The organism is Marinobacter sp. W-8 (genome assembly GCF_044342215.1).
Taxonomy (GTDB): Bacteria; Pseudomonadota; Gammaproteobacteria; order Pseudomonadales; family Oleiphilaceae; genus Marinobacter; species Marinobacter nauticus.
The window spans coordinates 1,674,279-1,698,403 of record NZ_CP172297.1 but is presented as its reverse complement, the minus strand read 5'-3'; the positions used below and the strand labels follow the sequence as shown (position 1 = coordinate 1,698,403).

The window sequence follows — 24,125 nt, the reverse complement described above, 5'->3', positions numbered from 1 at the left end:
AATTATACAAAGTCCGCTATCTCAGAAGATACCCTTTGTATTACACGAGACCACTGATATTCTGTAGCTACAGCCTTCGCTCCCAAGAAACCAAGCCGCTTTAGCTCATCCTCAGAAGCTAATAAATCGCTAATCAACTGAGTCAGCCTCGTCACATCACCACGGTCTATAACGTATCCAGCATGGTTATCCTCAATGATTTCTGGCATTACACCGCATCTCGTGCCAATACACGGGACACCGTAGGACATAGCCTCAATGAAAACTTCACCAAATGCTTCATTATATGATGGGAGGACAAAAACAGATGCTCTCTCAAAACAATTTTGATAGACTTTGAAGTCTTTAGGATTTCTTTTGTCAAGAAAACCAATACATGAAACCCCTGGCTCATCAATATTCCAGTCTTTACCAACCATAGTTAGAGTAAGATTCGGATATACTTTCCTAAGGCACCTAAATGCTCGAATAAGATCGTCTCCACCTTTTTCCTTAAACGAGTGACTAGCAACAAAAAGAATATTTTTTGAATTGTAGTTCTTATTTGACAAATCCTTTACTTCGAAACTACTTCCAAAACCAGCATATACGACCTTTTCTTCTGGAAGCCCAAAGTCTTCTATGAATGACTTCCTCAGAGTCTTACTCATTGTAAAAACTCGTGTTAGCGAATCATACACTCTCTGTTCGAATCTAAATGCGCGATCCAAAAAATCTTTCGGAGCAAGCCCCTGAGGGAGAGATTTTGCATAACTCGAGAAGTTATTATCATGAAAAGAAAAAATTGGAATATCGTTATTTTTTATATATTGAGCACCCTCAACAGAATAGTTAGATCCTATTTGAATTACTGAATTGTATTCCGAATCAATGGCTTCAACAGCTGATTGAGCATGCTTGCTTGCCAATTCATAGCGGCCGACATCAAGCTGGTCTTTCACCTTCCAAAGTTCTTTACTCAACGCAATATTCTTCAAAAAATAGGCTTTCCTAACCAAATTTGGAATTTCAAAGTCGACAATATCAGTCATTATTCCTGTTGAAGAAAGATGCTGAAACAAATTATAGAACGCCGAACCCTTCTTTTCTTGAAACTTCCAGCCTTGGATCAAACCGAGCAATTGTACTTTTGAGGTCACATTTCACCCCAATCGAACTTACTGTTTCGATCTAAAAGTTGAGCCCCAAGCCGATCTATACCCCATACAGACTTTAGAAATCCAAACCAACTTTCTCCGACCCCATGACGAGACATCGAAAACCTGTCACTCACTCCACTCCGATCATAGTAGGCAGCCACTGCTGATTCGAAGCCTGCATTTTTCACTTCAGCTTTAGCAAATTCAGTGATATCGGTGGGTTGCCCATTAGGGAAACAAAAGTGACGACTTTGCTCGCCTAATTCGTGTGATAAGTGATCGCGACATCCTAGTACTTGAGCTTTGATATCGTCCTTTGAAAGGTAACCGAGGCTATAATGGCTCTTAGTATGACCACCGATTGATACTCTATCAGCCTGCATTTCCCGTAACTCAGACCAAGAAACCGCACGATACTCAGGAATCGGTGATGCAGGGGGGGTCGTTTTGGCCAAAAATGATATCCTATCTAGAAGATCAGCTATTTCTTCACCCGGCATTTTTAGCATAACGCTAACAAGCTCGCGCCACAGCTTTGTTTTGTTATCGAGCCAATATTCCCTACTATATTCACGCTCTTTTACAAAAAAGCTTTCAGAAATAACGCTACCGTTCTCAATAATCCACTTTAGCTTGTCATGCCAAAGCCAAATACCCTGACCAACAAAATCAGTAGCAACATAAAAGGTCGCTGGAAATTGGTACTTTTTCAGCAAAGGAAAGCAAATTTCATAGAAATCGCGATATCCATCGTCAATAGTCAACGACACTATAGGTTTCTTTCGACCAGCTGAAGAGTTACTTAACTCACACTCATTAAGCACATCACTTAGAGAAAGAACCTCGAAGTTTTCTTTCAAGTATGAGAACTGCTTATCCAAAATACTTTTACTCAGTGATCCACTGACCCCATGATCTGAAAAACGATGATACATTAAAATACGGGGGTAGTTTTTTGTGAGCTCTGATGCAAATTTATAACCCCCGTATGGACCTATAGCTCTTACTAATCCTGAGAATGATAACATCAAACCTTCCTTGAAATACGTCCTTACTGAGCTTGGAAATCCTGAGGCGGCAACGGCGCGTTAACCTTGTTCAGTTCCCAACCCCTTGCGTTACTATTCCCATTGGAGTCGAACACATAAAGATATACACTATCTTTTTCTTGGCTAAGAGTACCCAGATTTAATTCAATAGATATTTTCCTATCCTCCCAAGTAATGGGTCGCTGGACCTCACAATGAGCACCTTTCGACCTTACCTCTTCTATTGTAGGCAAGTTACATAAAAGAACCCGATGAAGTGTCTTATCAAGATAAATGTCATCTAACTCCACCGTGAATGGAACTGGCATAAAATCATCGATACCTATAAGAGCAATTGTCAATCCAGTGGCGTCATCCACTGAGGCGCTTTTTAGAGCTTCGGACCATTCGTTATCACTTGCCAAGTAGACCCTTCCATTTAACCAAGCAGTAAGACTTGGGTTTGAGCCAAGATCAATTTCAACTTCAAAAAGATTCCATTCTCCTGGCTTAGGAGAAAGACTACCAAAAGCATTTGCCCATATTGATTCTCCTGTTCCAGCTAACCCAAGATTTGCAAGAGAAAAGCGGTAACCGGTTCCGCTCGGGTCTGACCAAAAACGAGCATACTTGCCCCGCGGGGATAGAAATCCATACTGATCAAACTTGCTGAGAGATGATGACTCAGGGAATACCACTTCAGCACCGGAATCAAGCCCAACAATTCGTTTCCCAGTTAGCTCCTTTATACTTACACCGCTTGGAGGCTCTATAAACAACCAACCGTTAGGAAGCATCCCTACATTCTCGTAGGCAATCACCTTGCCTAAGCCATCTACTCCCTCGATTTTTATTTCCTCACCATAACTCTCGCTGCCGCCGGTGATAAAAGATGAAGGATTTTTCTCTGCTGGTATCGCATAGTAATTAGTTAGGTCAAAAGGAAGCTTTATCCAGAAAGCAGAGTACATCCGAGAAGACTGATAGGCCGTCTTCTCTCCACCACTCGCTTTTGGCCAGCCTAGAAAATTAACATTACCTTTGCCATAGTAGTGCGCCCCAAGCGCACCATCTCTAGTTTGCCGAGAATTGGTTACCAGCATTCCAGTGCTGTGCTCCTCGGGCAAGGACGGCTTTGTCCAAATTGTATTGGGGTCCACACCCACCCTTTTAACCAGGGTCATATCTTTGAACGTCGACTGGTATTTGTTGGCGATTCCATTCTCCCAGGTGACGTCTGTGTGGTCGTAAAGAATGGGAGCGCTTTGATCCTTTGATCCAAATCCAGCGCCAACGATGTACATGAGCTGTCCGGACTTGAGCTCAGCTTCTCCAGATTCAATCCCTGATAGAGTAGGAGCCCCTGCGGTAGAACTGGCAAATATAGACAGGGTGGCCGCAGCAACAAATCTGCCCCACCTCTTGGCTCGGCCTGTTGAGACCAAAAATGCAGGTAACTTGTTCATTTTCATCTCCTCCGGCTACACTGCTGCATATAGCCAATGATTCTATCTGACTCAGTCATCTTGGTTGATGAGTAAGTTGGCATCATCGCCAAAATTGGTGCCAGCCATGACTGCTTGGTACCTACTTTTATATTAATCATTGTCTCAGATTTTGCGACTGCGTACTCTACATATCGCGCATTTTCGTTAGTTTGTTCAACCCTTTGGGACCAATACCTTATAATGTTTTTCGATAAGGCTTGCCCCGAACGAAAACACCAAATGGTTCAAAAATGGATATATTTATTCTTTACAAGGAAGACTACCCTTGGGATGTAAGGGTTGAGAAGATTGCTGAAAGCTTGAGAGATCGAGGTCACAATATCACCATCGTTGCTCGTAACCTTTCCGGTATGAATCCTGCCGATCTGCATGATGGTCTGTCCATCATTAGACTACCGGTCATCGGCAGTAACAATTCACTGCTCCGAAAACTAGCGAACATTCCATTTTGGTTCAGCCCCCTTTGGATTCGCACACTTCGCCAAGCAATATCAAAGTCCGAAAAACCAATCGTTATTGTTCGGGATATCCCGTTGGTTAAAACGGCGCTGCTTGTCGCGAAGCCAAAAGGAGCAAAAGTAGTTCTGGACATGGCGGAAGTCTATCCCTACATGTATGCCTCTGCCCGAATGTTCAGTGCCGGCAAAACCTTGGAGTCGATTACCAAAAGCCCAGCTTTAGCCGAGAGATACGAATCCCAGATACTACCTAAGCTCGACCATACGCTAGTGATGATCGAGGAATCCCGCGACCGACTATTGAGAAAAGGCGTCGATCCGGATCGTGTAACAATCGTCAGTAACACCCCACCCACGAAGAAGTTTTCTGGCACGAAACACTCTCACGAAGGGCATACCCTTCGCTTGGTCTATGTAGGGTTCTTAACCAAACTGCGAGGCTTGGATCTCCTAATCGAAGCAGCTTCTGAATTCATAAAAATGGGCAACGAACCCAGCTCACTCAAAATCGACATTGTCGGCAAAGGAGCAGAGCGGGAGCACTTGATTAGTCGTGTTAAAGAGCTAAACCTGCAACAGTCAGTGACTATTCACGGGTGGCTGGAACACAATCAGGTTGATGAGTTAATGGCGCAAGCGAATGTTGGCGCTCTCACCTACCGAGTATGTCCCCATTGGAACCACACCATTCCGAACAAAATTTTTGACTACATGCTCGCCGGTCTTCCGGTTTTGGCTACCGAGGTAGAGCCCATAAAAAGGATCGTCAACGAAACAGAATCGGGCCTGGTATGCAAGGACCTCGACATCAAAGATATTGCTGAGAAACTTCAAATGCTCAGGTGTCCTGAACTCCGTGCAACCCTTGGAAAGAACGGAGTTTACGCAGTTCAATCAAAATACAATTGGTCCAATGATGAGAAGCGCCTTCACGCGGTCATTGATTCATTAGCCAAATAGACTTCAAGTCCCGGTAAGCCGCCTATAAGCGGTTCTTGCCAGGGACTGAAACAGAAAGTCTGGAGGATAACGGATGATATTCTTAAGAAAATAACGATAGCTAGAGTACCTGAATCGTAATTCCTCAGACTTATATCTCTCCACGTATTCTTCATCGGTGCTAGGTTTGTTTTCCATCTTTTCAAAACGTTCCCACGATAACAGTGAATCCACTGAGGCTTTGGTCGCTTGATCGGCGATTCTTAACCGAAAATCCTTATCAATCACAATGGGCACCCAACTGTACTTAGGGCGCTGACCCGGCTCCAGTTCCACTTGAGCAACCAGCGTCTGTTTTGTACTTTCGGACCAGAGATCAAAAACGAAATTGCCAAGAGAGTAAAAAATAACACCTTGCTTGTATCGCTCGACCGGCTGGACAACGTGTGAATGATGCCCTAACACCACGTCGACTCCTGCGTCTATCAACGCCCTGCCAATCTCCACTTGGCTTGGCGAAGGATAATCCAAGAACTCAAGTCCCCAGTGGATTGAGCAAATCAGAAAGCCCGTACACGACGCTCTCAACCTTTTAACCTCTGCGAAGAGGTTTTCGCGATCTTGTCTATTGCTATAGGGAAGATTCGTTTTGTCTTTGGCCCATTCCTCCGGCCTCATGGAAACATTAAAAATATGACTTTCAACGCTTCCATGCGAAATAGTGTGGACATTAGTACGGCCTTGGGACTCAAGCCCGATAACATCCATGCCGGCATCTCGAACATTGAACACAGTATCCCAGAACGCAGCCTCACCGTGCTGCATAGCATGGTTGTTCGCAACACAGAGCACATCAATTCCGGCTTGTCGTAGAAAGCTAAGGTGCTCGGGGTTTCCTCGCATCTCAAATGAAGCCAGCTTCCTTGGTTTTAGTCCCAAATCAGAGGTCACTGTCTCTAGATTGGCAATCACAGTATCGGCATTATCGAAACACCGTGAAATCTCCTCCAGGACACGAAATCCAAGCTTGGAAAACGTGCTCCGCATACCGTGGCCGACACAGACCGGGTGATCACCAAGGGAGATATCTCCGACTGCTGAGATACGTAGGGCTTTATTATCCGTTGACATCAATGTCCAGATCCTGAAAAAAGTAGGTATGCTTACCGTTACGCATCACGTCCTCACCAGCGTTGACGGTCCTAATTAAATCCAGCTGCTCATTTAGCTGAGCTCTTAGCTCCAGATTAACCCAATTCTTTAGATGATCAGTGCCATGCGAAGGGCTGGACGAAACATAGAGTTGGAATTCCCCCATTTCTGTCTGCGATACAGTGAACTTGAAGCACTCATGAAACTCATTCATATAGGCATCAAGCGCCCTACCGAAAACCACTGCATGGAACTTATGCTCTGGGGTTAAATACGCAAATTGTTGAGCTGTCCGTCCCTGTAGCTCCTCTATCACTCTTGTACCCCCTAATAATTCACAATTACTCTCAACCGTTTTGAAGGCATCCCCCAGGTTGTAACGGACAAGGCTTTGAGAATTTCGGGAGATATCGGTAATCAGGGCAGAATCATATTCTGACTCAACCCACAACCAGGGGTTCACTAGGTGCAAATGCCCTTTCTTGCATTCGAAAGCGATAATATCGAACTCTGTAGATCCATATTCTTCGAGCACCGGGGCACCAAATGCGGAACTAATGAACCTTTTTTGTGCTGGCAGTATTGATTCCGCCGTACAGATCACGGCTTTCACACCCTCTGGTTGGAATCCGTTCTTTTCGATAATTTGGGCAGCCTCCAGGATTAGGGAGGTGTAACCGTAGACATACTGAGGCTTCCAGCTAACAAGGTCTGAGACCATATCCTTTGCATTAGACTCGGCTGGATAGAAAACTTTTCGGTTGAGCAGGAAATCACGAATCTTCGACGCGAAGGTGTTTGCAGCTCGGCCCCAGATACGCGCCTCGCGTTGCCCTAAACGTATGCCATGGTAACGATAGCAATACGAACGTACTGCAAGCATTCGTGCCAACTCTTCTCTTGAGAGAAAAATATGAGTTGGATCTCCCGTCGTACCCGCGGTGTGACGAGAGTATCCCGATGCCCTCTTCGGAGCATTGCTGGCGCTCTCACGAAAGACGCTCTTTGTTAATGGCCTTTGTTCAACTAACTGGGCAACACTACTAACGCGTTCCCCATTCTCGCCCCTTGGACTATTCGATTTTAGCGTCTCGTCTAAACGCTTTTTTCTTTCCTCTGGAGTCGAGCGCCACAACTCCGATATTTCTCTTTCAAATCTGGAAATAGGCAATCGCAACGCGAAAAATGTCAGCCGGGCAATCAAATAACGAAGGAAACACCAAAGCCTCATGATGCCAAAGCTCGTTCATAAACGACTGAATACTGCGCTGCCATTGCTTGCGCTGTGAGTTCACGCGCCAGCTTCTCGCTTGCTCGTTCGGATCTTTCACGAGCAGCATCCCTGTCAGCTAATGCGTTTTCCATCGCCTCAACAAGTTCCTCTTCAATATTCTTTATGAGCACCCCGTTTTCACCATTCTCAAGCACTTCGGGAATCTCGCCCACAGACGTAGATACAACTGGAAGCCGAAGGGCCATTGCTTCAAGTAAAGTAATTGGAAGACCCTCAGTTGCAGATGAGATAGCTAAAAGATTTGATCTAGCCATGATCGAGGGAATATTCGAACAATATCCGGCTAACAGAACGTGTTCATCCAGTGCATGTTCAGAAATACACTGTTCCAACGAGTCTCTCAGATAACCATCACCCGCTATAATTAAACCGGCTTTTGGAAAGCACTGCCTGAGTTTTTCAAAAGCCAAAATGAGCTTACCGAACTGCTTTTCTGATGACAGCCGCCCCACACCCAGAATGACCGGGGCATGGCTAACGATGAACGCATCGACCTCTGCGGCGACGGTTTTTTTTGCTTTTTGAAGAACACTTTCGACTTTCAGGCCGTTCCTGATTACGGCGACCTTTTCGGAGTAACGAAGGCCTCTCGGAAGCTCTTTTTTCATTGCTTCCCCCACCACTACGACCGCACTCATTCGCCTCAAAACGAGCCTATCCAGTTTCTCGTACACCCACATGCGAGTGAACAAAGGGGCATGAACGTATCCATGCAGCGTTGCGACGAATGGAATCTCTTTTTTAAAGCGACCGAACAACCCCAACAAAATGTTGAATTTATACCCATGGGAATGAACCAAGTCTGCGCCCCACTCGTCCGCCCATTGACAGATACGGAGAGTTTCCTTTCTGTTCAAGCCCGGCTTCATACGCCATGTTTTCAATGGAAGCCCCAAACGATCAGCTTCCTTCTCAATCGCTTTCTCCTCAATACCCGGCTCACCAACGCTTAGAATCATAGGCTCCAGGCCCGACTCCTGCTGCGCTTCAACCAGGGCCAACAGCATTCGCTCAGCTCCGTATAGCCCGCCGCTATCGATGAGGTGTAGCACACGAATACTCACCTCAGCCCTTCCTTGGGTTCCAGACAACCTTCTTTTCGCCCTTGGCGAAGGCGACAAATGCCTTAAAGGACGCAAGGTTTAACAATACGAAGTAGTATGGCAGGGCATACACGGTAGAAAGCGATTGCCCCCGGCTCTCTTTTTGATAGCCCGCCCACGCGAAATAGAGAAACAGGCCGTACCCTATCGAGGCTAACGCATACAACCCTTTCACCGGCGCCAGGTAAAGGGCAGCAATCGCAAGGGTTATCATCGGTGCAAAGGCCGCGTAACGCAGCAGCTTGTGGGAGATAAGCTGCCAGGCAAACACTGGATCGTTGGCCGGGCTCATGAGCTGTTTCATGTCTTTGAGCGCCCACAGTGCACGCAGGCTTACCCGCACCCGCATGCTGAATTCACTGCCCCCATCGCTTAACGCTTCTTCCTTAAGCAGCGCCCCAGGTTCATAAACAACGCGGTACCCCTGCTCAACCACTTTGAGTGGCTGAACGAAATCCGGCAACTGATCGGCATTCAGCTCGGAGTGCAGTTCTTTACGCATGGCGTCAATGCCACCGTCTACGCCTACCACAGAGCCCACCAGAGTCTCCTGTGCCCTGAGCCAGTTCTCATACTTCATGTAAGCGCTGCAGCCGTCGCCAATCAGGGCGCCCTCCGGGTTCACGTAGACCATTTTTCCGGTTACGTAACCCACGGATGGGTCGTTGAAGTTACTCACCAGTGCTTTCAGGGCTTGTTGATCCCATTCGGAGTTGGCATCCGAAAACGCCAGGATATCCCCCTCCGCATGCTGTTTGAGCATGTTGAGCCCTGCGGTTTTGCCCTGACGGGGTACCTGACGAAACAGTTTGACCGGGAAAGGCGCATCCGCGGCAACCGCCTGGACAATCTCGTCGGTTCCGTCCTCCGACTCATCGGAAACCACCAGGATCTCCAATTGCTCGCTGGGATAGTCCAACGCCAGCTTGTTTCTGAGCGTAGCCTCAATATCTTTGGCCTCGTTGTAGGCGGCGATAAGAATCGAGACTTTCGGCTGGTCAGCGCCGCTTTTGTTTACGGGCAAGGGTCGTGCGGATGCCAGCAGTCTGATACAGACGGGATAGCCGAAGTAGATGTAAGCCAACAACAGGAAAGATATCCAGAATACTGCGACCATCATGCCATCCCTGCCACAGAGCTGGAACCTAGGGTGTTCGATGAGGGATCAAGAACCCCTTCGCTTTCCAATACCTGGCTCATGGTGGTAAACCGGAAATCAGACAACAATCTGGCCAATCTCTGTTCACACACATCCAGATTGTTGTAATGACGGAAGCGGGAGAACCACTTTACATCCAGACGCGGCTGGCCCGGATCTACTTCCCAGGGGTGAAGGTAGAACACAAAAGGCCGTCCCTGCCGGTTGATGGAGCCCAGTCCGTATCGACTGAACCAGTACGGGAAAAGCCGGAAATATCCACCACCAGCAATTGGAAGGGTGTAGCCCGGCAACTTGAACGTGCTTAGCGGGAACTCCGCCAGCTCATATCCTTTATCGGTGGTCAGCCGATGGGGCCAGCGTGGCGTGCCGGGCATGCCATAGCGGTCGTGATGCACTGGAAAGATGGACGAATCCCAGGTAAACCCCTGCTCGGCAAGGATATCCAGCGCCCAACGCGATTGATTGGTAATGGAGTAGCTGGCCGCGCGATACCCTGTTACCGGCGCACCGAGGATGTCCTCAAGAATCACCTTCGATCGCCGGGTTTCTTCTTTGAAAACGTCCGGCGTCTGGTTATAGATCAGTTGATGACTGTAACCATGGCTGGCAACTTCATGGCCTTGAGCTGCAATCCGTTTCACCAGCTCTGGAGATCGCTCAGCGACCCACCCAAGGGTAAAAAAGGTCGCTTTTACATCTGCCCTCTCGAATAACGCGAGAATGCGATCTGTATTCGCTTCAACCCGATACTCCATGGAGGACCAGTCGTCGTAGCGAACAGCCTCTGCCAATGCAGCTACCTGAAAGTAGTCTTCCACATCAATGGTCAGGGCGTTCCGTATCGGTTCTTTCATGGCCATAGCCTCACACTTCCTGTGTTGATCAGCGCAGTCGGTATTCCAGACCAACCAACACCCAGTTCTCATCGTATTCCCGGCTGGAAACATCGCTGGACTTGGTGTCGTGCCCTACCCTGGCCAACAAACTCAAATCCCGAGTTGCCTGGTGCTCAGCGCCGATCACAAGCCGGGCAACTTCGTCCTGGGTGTCGTCGCGTTCATAACTCAGGTGGTCGAAGCCCAGCGCCAGGTATCCGGTGGTCAGTTCCGAAAACTGGCGAGAATAGCGGGCATTAATGCCGGCTTTGTCTTCTTTCTCGTCGCTTTCCAGGTAATCCGAGCGATAAGCATAGAGGTCAAGATTCAGTGAGGAGGCGTCGGAAAACTGCTTGTTGATGCCGGTCGACAAAACGCTGTTTTCAACGGTGATGCTTTCGCGGAGGTTGAACTCGAACTCTCCGAAACGAAGGTCAAGCGTGGACGTGCGGTCTGTCAGCTCCCTTGAGGCATTCAGGTACCATTCGGTACTCGGATTGATTTGCCGGGTAAGGTTTATCTGGCCTACCAGCCCATCGCTCGACTGGTTGGTATTGGCGTAATCCGTTTCGATTTCACTCACGCCAACAGAACCGGAAAGAGAGGTGGTCGCCCAACGGTTCTCGAAGGTGACCTGGGCACTATTCACATCCACTTCTGCGCCATAGTCGAACTCGGTTTGACTGTGGGAAATACTCAGGCCCCCGGTGAATGTGGAACTGAACAGGTGGTTCCAGACGATAGAACCGGTATAGCGCTCACTGTCCGTTTCCTCGGGCTCGTCGTACTCGGTGTTGGCGTAGCGGGCGGAAAGGTTGAACCAGTTTGTGTCATTCAAGCGCCAGAGGTACCTGGGGCCGGTGCTGAACACATTTTTGCGAGTTCGGTTGTTCGGGGTGTCACTCTCGCGAGTGTCCTGATTGACCTCCCTCAAGTTGTTGTCCACTTCCCAGTAAAGCTGGTTGGCAAGCTCGCAATCGCCCTGGAAGTCCATTTCCGCGAAGCTCTCGCTGTCAAAGCTATCGTCCTGCCACCAGGAATACCCCAGAGTGCCCAGGAAATCAGCGTTGCAGCGCCCGGGATCTGTCTGGTAACCGGCGGTAAGGTAGGCACGGGTCTCGAAATCGCTGTCTTCATTCGTATCTGCTTTGCGGGCATTGTCGGTGAAGCGGCTGTCCAGCCCAAACGTGACCTCACTTTGCGCAAACACGGGAAACGAGCAGGCACCAGCCAGTAACATTACTGGTATTGCCTTTACTGCAACGGGTGTCCCTACCCTCTGCTGCTCAGCCATTGATCACCGCTCCTACAAACTTGTCCGGATTGAAAGCCGTCGCAGCTTGTTCGGCCGTCGCCGCAGTGATCTTGCCGTGAGGTACCACCAGCATGGCGTAATCGCAGAGTTCGGTCAGAATGCGGGCATCCGGAGATTCGGATATCGGCGCCGTGTCCAGCACGATGAAACGGTCTGGATAGCGACGACGGATTGCCTGCAGGAATTGCTTCATCCGGAAGGAGGTAAAAAACTCGGCCGGTGTTTCACGGCGACTGCCCGCCGGAATCAGCCTCAGCCTGGGAATACCGGTCGGATAGAGAATCCTGGAAATATCGTACTCCGGGTCGTCCAGAAAGTCGGTCAGGCCTGTCTCGGGCATCACATCCAGCGTGGAGTGCAAAGACGGTTCGCGCAGGTTGCAGTCGATGATCAAAGCCGTCTTGGCCTGATCAAAGGCAAACGCTGCGGCAAGATTCAGGGCTACAAACGAGGAACCGGCGCCAGAGCTGGCACCACTCACGACCAGAGTGAAGTTATTGCCTCCGGAAACCTCCAGCAGCTTGGTTCTCAGATCCCGGAAGCGGTTGACCAGCGCGCGGTTGCGGGACTCGGGATAGATTATCCGACGCTCATCGAGGTCGTCGTGCGTGAGCCTTCTGGGCTCCTGCATACGCACGATCTGCTTACTGATAACGTATTTATCAACCGCGCCGGGCCCCAGTTCCAGAGAGCTTGGCACCAGCATGCGGGAGTCTTCGTCATCCCGGAAATCCAGCTCTTGTTTCAAACGCTCCTTGCGCTTCAGCCAAAAGGAGTGCTCTTCAGTGCCCGCCGGGCTGCTGCCAGTTGTCTCATTGCCAGAAGCCTTGGACTCCTCGGGATCAAATCCGGACCGATCATTTCGTTGTTCTGGCATCAGATCACTCCCATTTGAGCTAGCACAACGATGGTCACATACACTGTTACCGTGAGCACCGCGAAAATCCCGATCAGTAACGTAACCTTTCGATCCCGTCGCTTTTCGTAGGGTGTTCGTACCTCCGGAATCTCAACAAGAACCGGCAAACCAATGTCTTCTTCCAACTGCTTTCTGGCACGAATCCGGGGATCTACCTGTAATAGACCCGCAACCGCTCCAAAGGGTGCTGCCAGCCCCAGGAACAATCCAGCCGCAGCAAACATGGAGAACTGGGGGCCAGAGGGCGTGCGCGGGAATTGAGCGGTTTCATTAATGCGGTAATTCAGCCCTTGCCCTTCAATATCCAGATGCATGGACACCCGAGCCTTTTCGCGGCGTTTGAGCAGGTCATCGTAAATCTCACGGTTCACTTCCATGTCGCGGGTGAGCTCAGAGTACTGGGCCTTGTTGGCCTGGATGCGCTCCATACGCTTTGCTTGCTGTTCCAGTAGGCGGGAAAGCGAAGTAATTCTTGTATCCACGGTGGCCATATCCGCCCGAGTGGTAGAGAGGTTTGCCCGCAGTTCCTGGTAGAGCGGGTTAACAGCTTCTTCGCCCTCAAGTGAACTCACGTCGGTCGGCCGTTCTGCCGCCTGATCTCGTTGTTTGCGCAGTTCCGCCAGCTGTTCCCGGAGTATCACGATATCCGGGTAGGTATCGTGGTATTGCAGCCGCAGACTATCCAGGCGCTCTTCCAGGATCCGGATCCGCTCTCTGTAGGTATCCTCAGTTCGGCCTTGCGTGATCGTGGGCCGGATACCTCCGAGCTGGCTCTGAAGCGAAGCCGCACGGGTTTCAAGTTCTTTTTTCTCGAGTTCGGCCAGTTCCAGCTGATTACGAAGCTGCGCCATGCGGGCATTAGCCTCCTGCTCCGTTCCATCGGTGTTTTCAGAGAGGAACTCCTTGAGCCGGTTCTCAGCCTGGGCCAGTTGCTGCTCGTAGCTTTTGACCTGTTTGTCGATGAAATCGTAGGCGTTGCGGCTTTCGGCCCGCTTACGGTCTTTGGTTTCTTCTATAAAGACCTGCCCCAGTTTCTGGGCAACGCGAAATGCTTCCATCTGGGAAGTGGACGAGAAGCCAATACTGAAATAACTGTCGCCCCGGGGCCTGACCGACAAACCCGAGCGAATGTTAGCAATCCGGTACTCAAGTGCCGCCGGGTCAGAGGGCGCATCCGAATAGATTTCAGGATCCAAAGCCACTTTCTCGATCAGGCTCCGGCTCATCAGCAATTCTTTTGCAGCCGAGGTACGGTCGTTGATCTCCGTGGCTACGGCGCGCCCTTCCATCAACGGCGCAATGATGTTGCGGTCGTCTACGAAGATGATGGTCTCAGACTGATACTTATAGGGCCATACAAAGCCTGCGCCAAGCACTGCAAAACTGACAATCACAAACGCAAGGAACGCGAGGCCCTTCCGGCCCCGGACCTCGCGAATGATCTCCTGCGGTAACTGGGATAACGGTAATGCCATAACCTAACCCGCCTTCAGACCTTTTAGCTCTACAACCACTCAGAAACTGCGCTCTGGAATGGTAAGAATGTCACCCGGCCGCATGCCGTAGTTGGTTTCAACCCGGCCTTTGTTCAGGATGTCGTCCAGTTTTACGGGAATGGCAACCACCTCGCCCTCAAGCTTCCGATACAGCATGGCGTTGTTCAGCGCGGCAAACTCGTTCGCACCACCGGCATTCAGGAAGATATCCAGAACCGTCATGCCGCTCTGGTGAGGCACTGAAATGGGCTGGCGAACCGCACCGGTTACCCGCACCCGGTCTGTGAATTCATGGCTGCCCATGGAGGTCACAACCACACTCACCTGTGGCTCACGAATGTACTCAGTCAGGGAAGTACGAATGGAGCTGGCCAACTCTTCGGGCGTGCGGCCACTGGCCTGTACGTCGCCTACCAGCGGTACGGAGATCTTGCCGTCAGGCCGAACTGGAACGGCGATACTGAGATCCTCGTTACGCCACACAGAAACCCGAACGACATCCGTTGCGCCCAGTATGTACTGGTCCACGCTATCGCGGGTATCAACGGCCAATGCGCGCTGGATCTGTTCTGAAGAGGAAGCGGAAGGGCCGGCACAACCCGTTGCCAAAGCTACCGCCATGAGGGACACAATAAGCCCTTGGATGAGATACTTCCGTGACATCTTTATTCCTCTCTTGTGAGGTCCGTGCTTTATTCCATGTTCCGGGAACAGCTGACTCCCGAAACTACCTTGATCCTTTTTTGAACAATACCACTTCTACTGTCTGAATTATAATCAACAGATCAAGAAGTAAACTCTGGTTCTTGATGTAGTAGAGGTCGTAGCGTAGCTTTTCCCGGGTGTCCTCTTCGTTATCCGCATAGGCGAAACACAATTGGGCCCAACCGGTCAGCCCGGGCTTTACCCGGTGCCTTTCTGCATAAAACGGAATCTTTTCAGACAGCTGCTCAACGAACACCGGCCGTTCTGGCCTCGGCCCGACAAATGCCATGGTGCCATTCAGTACATTAAAGATCTGTGGCAGTTCATCAATCCGCACCTTACGGATAAATTCGCCAACGCGTGTCACCCGGGTATCGTTCTTCCGGGCCCAGACTGCGCCGTTCTTTTCCGCGTCGGTAATCATGGACCGAAACTTGTGCACCTTGAACACCTGGTTGTTCAGACCTACCCGTTCCTGGCTGTAAATCACCGGTGCTTTCAATCCGTCTTCCAGTTTGATGGCGATGGCGGTGAGAATCATGATCGGGAACGTGGCCAGCAGAAGCGTACCGGAAGCCAGTACGTCCAGCGCCCGCTTGCCAACGCCATACACCGAAGAAACCGTGAATCCGTCAGAGAACACCAGCCAGCCCCGGGTGATCATTTCCAGAGCCACCTTACGGGATTCACGCTCGTAGAAGTTGGCACCGTCGATAATGTGCACACCTTCCATTTTGCATTCCAGAAGGTCTTCCATCGGCAAGCCCCGACGGCGGTCGTCCACCGCCACCACAATCTCCCTCACCGGGTGTCGAAGAACGTAGTCATGCAAGGAGGTTGGAAGATTAATGAGGTACTGCTCATCCACTTCCACCGTGTCATCCGGCATGGGAACGAAGCCGTCCAGTGAAAAACCTTTACGGTTGAAGGGAGTGGTCAGGTCCTCGAACATCTGTTTTGCCCGGCGGCCGGCACCCAGCACCAGAACCCGGCGCTTGAAGCGGTCCTTGCCGACCACAGCAAAGAACACCATTCTGGCAATGCCCAGCGAAAATATCGCCAGCACAGTCGCCGATGTCAGTAACCCGAAGCTGCCCAGATACCAGAGCCAGTCATCAGCCACGAAATAGGCAAAGCCGTGCAGCGGTATGGCGAGAATCATGGCCATGATGGTGCGTAGCATCATGCCGGACATGCCTTCTTCCACACGAGACTGGTGCACGCCCAGGGCGATCATGACGATCAAATTGAACAACGCAAAGATCGTGATGGAAGGGAGGACAAAAACAAGATTATCGAGGAAGAATTCGAGCTCGCCGAAGAAGCGGAAAAACACCGCCAGTGCGAACGCAAGGCCCATGACGATAAGATCGATCAGGCCGAGAATAACAAAAGGTAAGTGTATATAGTGTCTGAACAACCTGACGTGGGCCACGTCGACTCCTTGTGCGGTTCACACTGCCTGTACTGCAAGCATCCTTTGCTACACACTGTAACAAACCGTTACGGGATTGTACGGCAATTCATTGAAACTGCAATGTGGGCCACTCGGCCATTTCGTTCAATTTTACAAATATTTTATAGTTGCGACACAAACTCGTGCACCGGCACAACCTCAAGCTCCCCTGCCCCCTGTCAATTCCAAATGTCATGTTTTTTTACATATAGCACTGATTAAACGCATCAAACATAGCGCTCATATCTTGTTATTAATGCGATTTTTTCCATCCGGCAAGAATATTGCTGTGCGGTCGCCGCCCTAAATGGGTTAATAAAATACATACTTTCAAGGAGATGAAAGACAGTGAAAGCCATGAAATATCTCGCAGCCAGTTGCTTACTGGCCGCAAGTGCGACGAGCCAGGCAGCCCTTATCAACTTTACCGGTGAAATCGAATATCACAACGACGTTGTCTACACGTATTTCACGCTGAATCAGGACACAAACAACGTAAGAGTCTGGACGGATTCTTTTCAGAGCGGCGACAACTTTGATCCTATCACCGCCCTTTGGAGTGGCGATGGTAATCTGATTGCACAGAATGATGACGATGCTTCCATCAACCCTGATACCCAGACCTATTATGACTCAGGTTTCAACCTGTCGTTCCTCGAAGCCGGTAATTACATCTTCACGGTAGCAACCTACAACAACTTTGCGGCCGGCAATTCACTGAGCGATGGTTTCAACTTTGACGGACAAAACCCGATCCCGCTCGCAGATTGGGACCAACCTGCCAACGACGTGAACATGGGGCCAAACTGGAGCGTCTGGCTGGACGGTGCGGATTCCGCTTCTAACCCTGGTGCAGACGACCCGGTTGCCGTACCTGAGCCAGGCACTCTGGCCCTGATTGCAACAGGTCTTCTTGGCCTGGGTTTGCGGCGCAGAAAGCAGGCGTAATAACGGGGTTATGTAACAACGATTAAAAGCCAGGCCTTGTGCCTGGCTTTTAATCCACCTCAGGTCAAATACGACACAAACTCGTGCACCGGCATCACCTCAAGCCGCCCCAGACTAGCACAACTGTCCATAATGGCGTCGCATTTTTGGGCAGGAAAGCGTGTCTGAAGATTGGCCCGGAATTTCTCCACCAGCAGCGGCATACCTTCCTTGCGCCGGCGTCGGTGCCCTATCGGGTATTCCACTGCAATCTTGTCGGTACTGGAGCCATCCTTGAAGAAAACCTGTATCGCATTGGCGATTGATCGTTTATCGGCCTCGAGGTATTCGCGGGTATATCGTTCATCCTCGATGACCTGCATTTTTTCTCTCAGGCGGTCGATTTCTGAATGGGCCTGGTGAAAGCTGTCTTCGTAATGCTCTGCCGTCAGGTTGCCAAAGATAAGTGGCACCGCCGTCATGTACTGCAGGCAGTGATCCCGGTCTGCCGGATTGGCGAGTTTGCCCTGCTTGGAAATAATGCGAATAGCCGACTCGTGGGTGGTAATCTCTATGCGATCAATGTCTTCCAGCCGGCCCTTCACTTGTGGGTGCAGTGTTACTGCGGCCTCGGCGGCGGTCTGGGCATGAAACTCTGCCGGGAACGAGATCTTGAACAGGATGTTTTCCATCACGTAGGAGCCGAAAGGCTGTGGTAATGCGAAGCTACGTGATGATTCGGGTTTCAGGGCCTGATCTCGATTGGTCTTGCTGAAGAGGACGTCGTAGAAGCCCCATTGTGGCGCCGTCAGCACCCCGGGAATGCCCATCTCCCCTCGCATGGCAATATCTGCCAGGCGAACACCCCGCGAGGTGGCATCGCCTGCCGCCCAGGATTTACGGGAACCGGCGTTGGGCGCGTGGCGATAGGTGCGCAGGGCCTGGCCATCGACCCAGGCATGAGACAGCGCGGAGAGCATCTGTTCCCGGTTGGCGCCCATCAGTTTGGCACTGACGGCGGTCGACGCCACCTTCACCAACACAACATGATCCAGCCCGACCCGGTTAAACGAGTTCTCAAGGGCAAGTACACCCTGAATTTCATGGGCCAGAATCATGGCCTCAAGAACGGCCTTCATGGCCAGTGGCGCCTGGCCATCGGCAACGCGCTTCTGAGAGATGTGATCGGCAACTGCAAGAATGGCGCCGAGATTATCGGAGGGGTGGCCCCATTCGGCCGCCAGCCAGGTATCGTTGTAATCCAGCCAGCGGACGATACAGCCAATGTCCCAGGCGGCTTTCACCGGGTCCAGGCGGTATGGAGTGCCAGGCACCCGGGCGCCGTGGGGAACGATCGTGCCTTCCACCAGCGGGCCCAGGTGTTTGGTGCATTCCGGAAAACGCAACGCCAGCAAACCGCAGCCCAGGGTGTCCATCAGGCAATAACGGGCCGTTTCCCAGGCTTCTTCGCTTTCTATGCGGTAATCAAGGGCATAGTCGGCGATTTGTTGCAGTACGTCGTCGTAGTCCGGGCGTTCGTTGAGATCGTAAGTGGCAGACATATTACGGCCCTCCTGTCCCAACTATAGGAGCCATCAGAAGCTGTCGCCAGGTACCCTCACCCAACCTTCCATGATAATCCGCGCACTGCGGCTCATGATCGCCTTGGTGGCAGTCCACTGACCATTTACTTCCTTCGCTTCCGCCCCCACCCGAAGGGTTCCGGACGGATGACCGAAAGTCACATGGGTACGGTCTCCGCCGCCAGCCGCCAGATTAACCAGCGTGCCGGGAATTGCAGACGCCGTTGCAATAGCCACCGCCGCCGTACCCATCATGGCGTGGTGCAGCTTGCCCATGGACAGCGCCCGAACCAGCACATCAATATCGGCGGCATTGATCTGTTTACCGCTGGAAGACACATAATCCGAAGGTTTGGCCACAAACGCCACTTTCGGAGTGTGCTGGCGACTGGCAGCTTCCGCGATATCCGAGATCAGTCCCATTTTCACCGCGCCATGGGCGCGAATGGTTTCGAACATGGCCAGCGCCTTGGGGTCGCTGTTGATGTCATTCTGCAGCTCGGTGCCCTTGTAGCCAATGTCTTCGGCATTGATGAAAATGGTCGGGATACCGGCATTGATCATGGTGGCATTCAGGGTGCCGACACCCGGCACTTCCAGCTCATCCACCAGATTACCCGTGGGGAACATGGCCCCTTCGCCATCGGCCGGGTCCATAAACTCGATCTGCACTTCCGCCGCCGGGAAGGTTACGCCATCCAGTTCAAAATCACCGGTCTCCTGCACTTCACCGTTGGTGATGGGCACGTGGGCCACGATGGTTTTGCGGATGTTGGCCTGCCAGATACGAACGGTACAGATGCCGTTTTCAGGAATACGCTCTCTGGCCACAAAGCCGCCGTTAATGGCGAATGCGCCTACGGCGGCGGTGAGATTGCCGCAGTTACCACTCCAGTCAACAAAGGGTTTGTCGATGGAGACCTGACCGAACAGATAATCGACGTCGTGATCCGGTTGCGTGGGCGCTGCCAGGATTACCGATTTACTGGTGCTGGAGGTGGCATTGCCCAGGCCATCGATCTGCTTTTCGTAGGGATCGGGGCTACCAATTACGCGCAGCAAAAGCTTGTCTCGCGCTTCACCGGGTACCTGGCAGACTTCGGGCAGATCCTGCAGGCGGAAGAAGACGCCTTTACTGGTACCGCCACGCATGTAGGTGGCAGGAATACGAACTTGGGGAGCAAAACTCATTGAGCGAGCCTCACTTGAATGAATGTTTCAGGCGGGAGCCGGGAACAGCTCCCGCCTGACCTTGCCATGGCGATCAGGCGGCGCTTTCAGACGCCAGGAAATCCTGGGCAAAGCGCTGCAGTACGCCACCGGCAGAGTACACGGTGACCTCTTCCGCGGTATCCAGACGACAGATCACCGGCACCCGGTCCACTTCACCACTCTTGCGGTGAATGACCAGTTCCAGCTTGGCGCCGGGGGCGGGCTTGCCTTCCACGTCGTAGGTCTCGGTACCATCCAGCTGAAGCGTGTGGCGCGTGGTGCCTTCTTCAAACTGCAGCGGCATCACACCCATACCAATCAGGTTGGTGCGGTGAATCCGCTCGAAGCCTTCGGCGACGATGGTCTCTACACCTGCAAGGGCAACACCCTTGGCCGCCCAGTCACGGGAAGAACCCTGCCCGTAGTCTGCACCGGCAATGATAATCAACGGCTGCTTGCGTTCCATGTAGGTTTCAATGGCTTCCCACATGCGCATGGTCTTGCCTTCCGGCTCCACACGAGCCAGGGAACCCTGCACCACTTCCCCGTTTTCGTCCCGGACCATTTCGTTGAACAGTTTCGGGTTGGCGAGGGTCGCTCGCTGGGCAGTCAGGTGGTCACCACGGTGGGTGGCGTAAGAGTTGAAGTCTTCCTCCGGCAGCCCCATTTTGTGCAGGTACTCACCGGCAGCCGAGTCCATCATGATGGCGTTGGATGGCGACAGGTGGTCTGTGGTGATGTTGTCCGGCAGGATCGCCAGCGGGCGCATGCCCTTGAGCGCACGCTCGGCGGCCATGGTGCCTTCCCAGTATGGCGGCCGACGGATGTAGGTGGACTGCGGGCGCCACTCGTACAGCGGGCTCTTGGCCTGCTCGGCTTCATCCAGGTTGAACATCGGGATGTACACCTGCTTGAACTGCTCCGGCTTCACGTATTCGCCGACAATGCGGTCGATTTCTTCATCAGACGGCCACAGGTCTTTCAGCGTGACTGGGTTGCCATCCTTGTCGTAGCCCAGGGCGTCCTGTTCGATATCGAACCGAACGGTACCGGCGATGGCGTAGGCGACAACCAGCGGAGGTGACGCCAGGAAGGCCTGTTTCGCGTACGGATGAATCCGGCCATCGAAGTTCCGGTTACCGGAGAGAACCGCGGTGGAATACAGATCCCGGTCGATGATCTCCTGCTGAATTTTCGGGTCCAGAGCGCCAGACATGCCGTTACAGGTGGTGCAGGCATAGGCCACGATACCGAAACCCAGTTTCTCCAGTTCTGGTAACAAACCAGCTTCTTCCAGGTACAGGCGGGCCACTTTGGATCCCGGTGCGAAGGAGGATTTCACCCACGGCTTGCGCACCAGCCCCAGCTCGTTGGCTTTCTTGGCCAGCAGGCCAGCCGCCACCACGTTGCGGGGGTTGGAGGTGTTGGTGCAGGAGGTAATGGCAGCGATGATGACCGCGCCATCCGGCATCAGGCCCTTCTTCTCTTCTTCCAGTGCCTTGTCCAGATTCACGGCAATGCCGCGATCGTGCAGATCGGACGTGGCGACACGGCGGTGCGGGTTGGACGGGCCGGCCACGTTGCGGACCACGGTAGACAGATCAAACTCAAGCACGCGCTCGTACTGAGCCTCGGTCATCTCGCTGGCCCACAGGCCGGTTTCTTTGGCGTACTTCTCAACCAGGTCTACCTGCTCTGGCTCACGGCCGGTCAGTTTCAGGTAGTCGACGGTCTGCTCGTCGATGTAGAACATCGCGGCCGTAGCGCCGTATTCCGGCGTCATGTTGGAAATGGTGGCGCGGTCGCCAATAGTCAGACTGGACGCTCCTTCGCCGAAGAATTCCAGGTAGGCGCCGACCACGCGCTCCTTACGCAGGAACTCGGTAATCGCCAGAACAATATCGGTGGCGGTAATGCCAGGCTGGCGCTTGCCAGTCAGCTTCACACCCACGATATCAGGCAGACGCATCATGGACGGACGCCCCAGCATCACAGTTTCCGCTTCCAGACCGCCCACGCCTACGGCGATAACACCCAACGCATCAATGTGAGGCGTATGGCTGTCGGTGCCCACGCAGGTATCCGGGAAGGCAATCGGGTGACCGTCTTCGTCCGGGCGATTCTGAATCACCGGCGACATCTTCTCCAGATTGATCTGGTGCATGATGCCGTTACCGGCCGGAATCACGTCCACATTCTTGAATGCGGTGCGGGTCCAGTTGATGAAGTGAAAACGATCTTCGTTACGGCGGTCTTCGATGGCGCGGTTCTTCTCGAAGGCATCCGGGTCAAAACCCGGGGCTTCAACGGCCAGGGAATGGTCAACAATCAGCTGGGTCTGAACCACCGGGTTGACCTTGGAGGGATCACCGCCCTTCTCGGCGATGGCATCACGCAGGCCGGCCAGGTCCACCAGGGCGGTCTGGCCCAGGATGTCATGGCACACCACCCGCGCCGGGTACCAGGGGAAATCCAGGTCGCGGCGACGCTCAATCAGCTGCTTGAGGGAATCCGTCAGGGACTCCGCATCGCAACGGCGCACCAGCTGCTCCGCCAGAATCTTGGAGGTATAAGGCAGCTTGGCATAGGCGCCCGGCTGGATGTCTTCTACCGCCTGGCGCGTATCGTAGTATTTCAGTTCCGTGCCCGGCAGGGCTTTACGGTATTGGGTATTCATAGTCTCTCTCAGCTCCGCTTGTCGATGGGCAACCAGTCCTGGTGTTCAGGGCCTGTGTACTCAGCGCTCGGGCGGATAATTCGGTTGTTGGCGCGTTGCTCTTTCACGTGGGCGGTCCAGCCGGATACCCGGGACATCACGAAGATGGGCGTGAACAACTCGGTCGGAATGCCCATGAAGTGATAGGCCGAGGCGTGGAAGAAGTCGGCGTTACAGAACAGCTTCTTCTCGCGCCACATGACTTCTTCACAGCGAACGGAAACCGGGTACAGCACGGTATCGCCCACTTCCTTGGCCAGCTTTTCAGACCACTTTTTGATAATGGCATTGCGCGGGTCGGATTCGCTGTAGATGGCGTGTCCGAAGCCCATGATTTTTTCTTTGCGTTCCAGCATGCCCATCAGGCCGGCTTCGGCCTCTTCCGGGGTCTTGAACTTCTGAATCAGTTCCATCGCCGCTTCGTTGGCGCCGCCGTGCAGCGGGCCGCGCAGGGAGCCGATAGCACCGGTCACGCAGCTGTGTATGTCAGACAACGTGGAGGCGCATACACGTGCCGTGAAGGTGGAGGCGTTGAACTCGTGCTCCGCGTACAGAATCAGGGAGACGTTCATCACCCGCTCATGCAGCTCGCTGGGCTTCTTGCCATGCAGGAGCTCCAGGAACACGCCACCAATGGAATCGCATTCGGTATTGGCGGTATCAATGCGAATGCCTTCGTGGGCAAAGCGGTACCAGTAAGTGATGATGGCCGGGAACACCGCCAGCATGCGGTCGATCTTGTCGTCCTGCTCGCTGAAATCCTGTTCGGTTTCCAGGTTACCGAGCATGGAGCAACCGGTACGCATCACATCCATCGGATGCGCGTCCTTGGGGATCTGCTCCAGCACCAGCTTCAGCGCTTCCGGCAGGTTACGCAGGCTCTTGAGCTTGGTTTTGTAGGCATCCAGCTCGGCCTGGTTCGGCAGTTTGCCTCGCAGCAGAAGGTAAGCCACTTCTTCGAACTGGGCGTTATCCGCCAGATCGGTAATATCGTATCCGCGGTAGGTCAGGCCGGTACCGGTTTTGCCAACGGTGCACAGGGCGGTTTCACCAGCTACCTGGCCACGCAGGCCAGCGCCACCGAGTTTCTTTGCTTCAGCCATGTTGGTCTCCCAGATTTTCTGTTTATATTTTGTTC

Annotated in this window: 19 protein-coding genes; 2 read left to right on the top strand and 17 right to left on the bottom strand. The window is 52.4% G+C overall.

What is annotated here, in order from left to right; translation table 11 throughout:
* Positions 1-2 precede the first annotated feature (2 nt).
* From ACF8YQ_RS07920 to ACF8YQ_RS07910, 3 genes are read right to left on the bottom strand one after another with little or no spacing between them, the layout of a single operon-like run.
* Positions 3-1,139, bottom strand: coding sequence for a glycosyltransferase family 4 protein (locus ACF8YQ_RS07920; protein ID WP_396623116.1), 1,137 nt, complete (start codon positions 1,137-1,139; stop codon positions 3-5).
* Positions 1,136-2,167, bottom strand: coding sequence for a polysaccharide deacetylase family protein (locus ACF8YQ_RS07915; protein ID WP_396623115.1), 1,032 nt, complete (start codon positions 2,165-2,167; stop codon positions 1,136-1,138). The genes ACF8YQ_RS07920 and ACF8YQ_RS07915 overlap by 4 nt, the downstream gene beginning before the upstream one ends.
* A 23-nt stretch (positions 2,168-2,190) precedes the next feature.
* A complete protein-coding gene (locus ACF8YQ_RS07910; protein WP_396623114.1) occupies positions 2,191-3,633 on the bottom strand; it encodes a hypothetical protein in 1,443 nt (480 codons plus the stop codon).
* Positions 3,634-3,905: 272 nt separating this feature from the next.
* Between ACF8YQ_RS07910 and ACF8YQ_RS07905 the strand changes: the two genes are divergently transcribed.
* Positions 3,906-5,093 carry a glycosyltransferase family 4 protein gene (locus ACF8YQ_RS07905; RefSeq protein WP_153739965.1) on the top strand — a complete coding sequence of 396 codons (1,188 nt, stop codon included), beginning with the start codon at positions 3,906-3,908 and terminating at the stop codon, positions 5,091-5,093.
* A 3-nt stretch (positions 5,094-5,096) separates the two neighbouring features.
* On the opposite strand, the gene ACF8YQ_RS07900 is transcribed toward ACF8YQ_RS07905, so the two are convergent.
* From ACF8YQ_RS07900 to ACF8YQ_RS07855, 10 genes are all read right to left on the bottom strand, one after another.
* Positions 5,097-6,203: a CapA family protein gene (locus tag ACF8YQ_RS07900; protein ID WP_396623113.1), complete on the bottom strand. Its 1,107-nt coding sequence runs from the start codon at positions 6,201-6,203 to the stop codon at positions 5,097-5,099.
* On the bottom strand, positions 6,190-7,107 hold the full coding sequence (locus tag ACF8YQ_RS07895; protein WP_396623112.1) for a CoF synthetase: 918 nt from the start codon (positions 7,105-7,107) through the stop codon (positions 6,190-6,192). Before ACF8YQ_RS07895 ends, ACF8YQ_RS07900 begins: the two co-directional genes overlap by 14 nt.
* 344 nt (positions 7,108-7,451) lie before the next feature.
* Positions 7,452-8,525, bottom strand: coding sequence for a glycosyltransferase (locus ACF8YQ_RS07890; protein WP_396623111.1), 1,074 nt, complete (start codon positions 8,523-8,525; stop codon positions 7,452-7,454).
* Between the two features lie 58 nt (positions 8,526-8,583).
* A complete protein-coding gene (locus tag ACF8YQ_RS07885) occupies positions 8,584-9,741 on the bottom strand; it encodes a glycosyltransferase family 2 protein (RefSeq protein ID WP_206851849.1) in 1,158 nt (385 codons plus the stop codon).
* Positions 9,738-10,637 carry an XrtA system polysaccharide deacetylase gene (locus tag ACF8YQ_RS07880; RefSeq protein WP_396623284.1) on the bottom strand — a complete coding sequence of 300 codons (900 nt, stop codon included), beginning with the start codon at positions 10,635-10,637 and terminating at the stop codon, positions 9,738-9,740. The genes ACF8YQ_RS07885 and ACF8YQ_RS07880 overlap by 4 nt, the downstream gene beginning before the upstream one ends.
* A 28-nt stretch (positions 10,638-10,665) precedes the next feature.
* Positions 10,666-11,952: an outer membrane beta-barrel protein gene (locus ACF8YQ_RS07875; protein WP_396623110.1), complete on the bottom strand. Its 1,287-nt coding sequence runs from the start codon at positions 11,950-11,952 to the stop codon at positions 10,666-10,668.
* Entirely contained in the window at positions 11,945-12,850 is a 906-nt protein-coding gene (locus ACF8YQ_RS07870; RefSeq protein WP_396623109.1) for a polysaccharide biosynthesis protein, read from the bottom strand. The genes ACF8YQ_RS07875 and ACF8YQ_RS07870 overlap by 8 nt, the downstream gene beginning before the upstream one ends.
* Entirely contained in the window at positions 12,850-14,367 is a 1,518-nt protein-coding gene (locus tag ACF8YQ_RS07865; RefSeq protein WP_396623108.1) for an XrtA system polysaccharide chain length determinant, read from the bottom strand. Before ACF8YQ_RS07865 ends, ACF8YQ_RS07870 begins: the two co-directional genes overlap by 1 nt.
* Positions 14,368-14,406: 39 nt before the next feature.
* Positions 14,407-15,009, bottom strand: coding sequence for an XrtA/PEP-CTERM system exopolysaccharide export protein (locus ACF8YQ_RS07860; RefSeq protein WP_396623107.1), 603 nt, complete (start codon positions 15,007-15,009; stop codon positions 14,407-14,409).
* Between the two features lie 106 nt (positions 15,010-15,115).
* A complete protein-coding gene (locus tag ACF8YQ_RS07855; protein WP_199453877.1) occupies positions 15,116-16,528 on the bottom strand; it encodes a TIGR03013 family XrtA/PEP-CTERM system glycosyltransferase in 1,413 nt (470 codons plus the stop codon).
* 378 nt (positions 16,529-16,906) lie between these two features.
* Between ACF8YQ_RS07855 and ACF8YQ_RS07850 the strand changes: the two genes are divergently transcribed.
* The gene (locus ACF8YQ_RS07850) at positions 16,907-17,497 is read left to right on the top strand and encodes a DVUA0089 family protein (protein WP_286893287.1); all 591 of its coding nucleotides are present in this window, start codon (positions 16,907-16,909) and stop codon (positions 17,495-17,497) included.
* 59 nt (positions 17,498-17,556) lie between these two features.
* On the opposite strand, the gene prpD is transcribed toward ACF8YQ_RS07850, so the two are convergent.
* From prpD to prpC, 4 genes are all read right to left on the bottom strand, one after another.
* The gene (gene prpD, locus ACF8YQ_RS07845) at positions 17,557-19,038 is read right to left on the bottom strand and encodes a 2-methylcitrate dehydratase (RefSeq protein ID WP_396623106.1); all 1,482 of its coding nucleotides are present in this window, start codon (positions 19,036-19,038) and stop codon (positions 17,557-17,559) included.
* A 33-nt stretch (positions 19,039-19,071) separates the two neighbouring features.
* Entirely contained in the window at positions 19,072-20,250 is a 1,179-nt protein-coding gene (gene prpF, locus ACF8YQ_RS07840) for a 2-methylaconitate cis-trans isomerase PrpF (protein WP_023010044.1), read from the bottom strand.
* A 73-nt stretch (positions 20,251-20,323) separates the two neighbouring features.
* Positions 20,324-22,948 carry a Fe/S-dependent 2-methylisocitrate dehydratase AcnD gene (gene acnD / locus ACF8YQ_RS07835; protein ID WP_023010393.1) on the bottom strand — a complete coding sequence of 875 codons (2,625 nt, stop codon included), beginning with the start codon at positions 22,946-22,948 and terminating at the stop codon, positions 20,324-20,326.
* Positions 22,949-22,956: 8 nt separating this feature from the next.
* Entirely contained in the window at positions 22,957-24,090 is a 1,134-nt protein-coding gene (gene prpC, locus ACF8YQ_RS07830; protein WP_014421292.1) for a 2-methylcitrate synthase, read from the bottom strand.
* Positions 24,091-24,125: the final 35 nt, after the last annotated feature.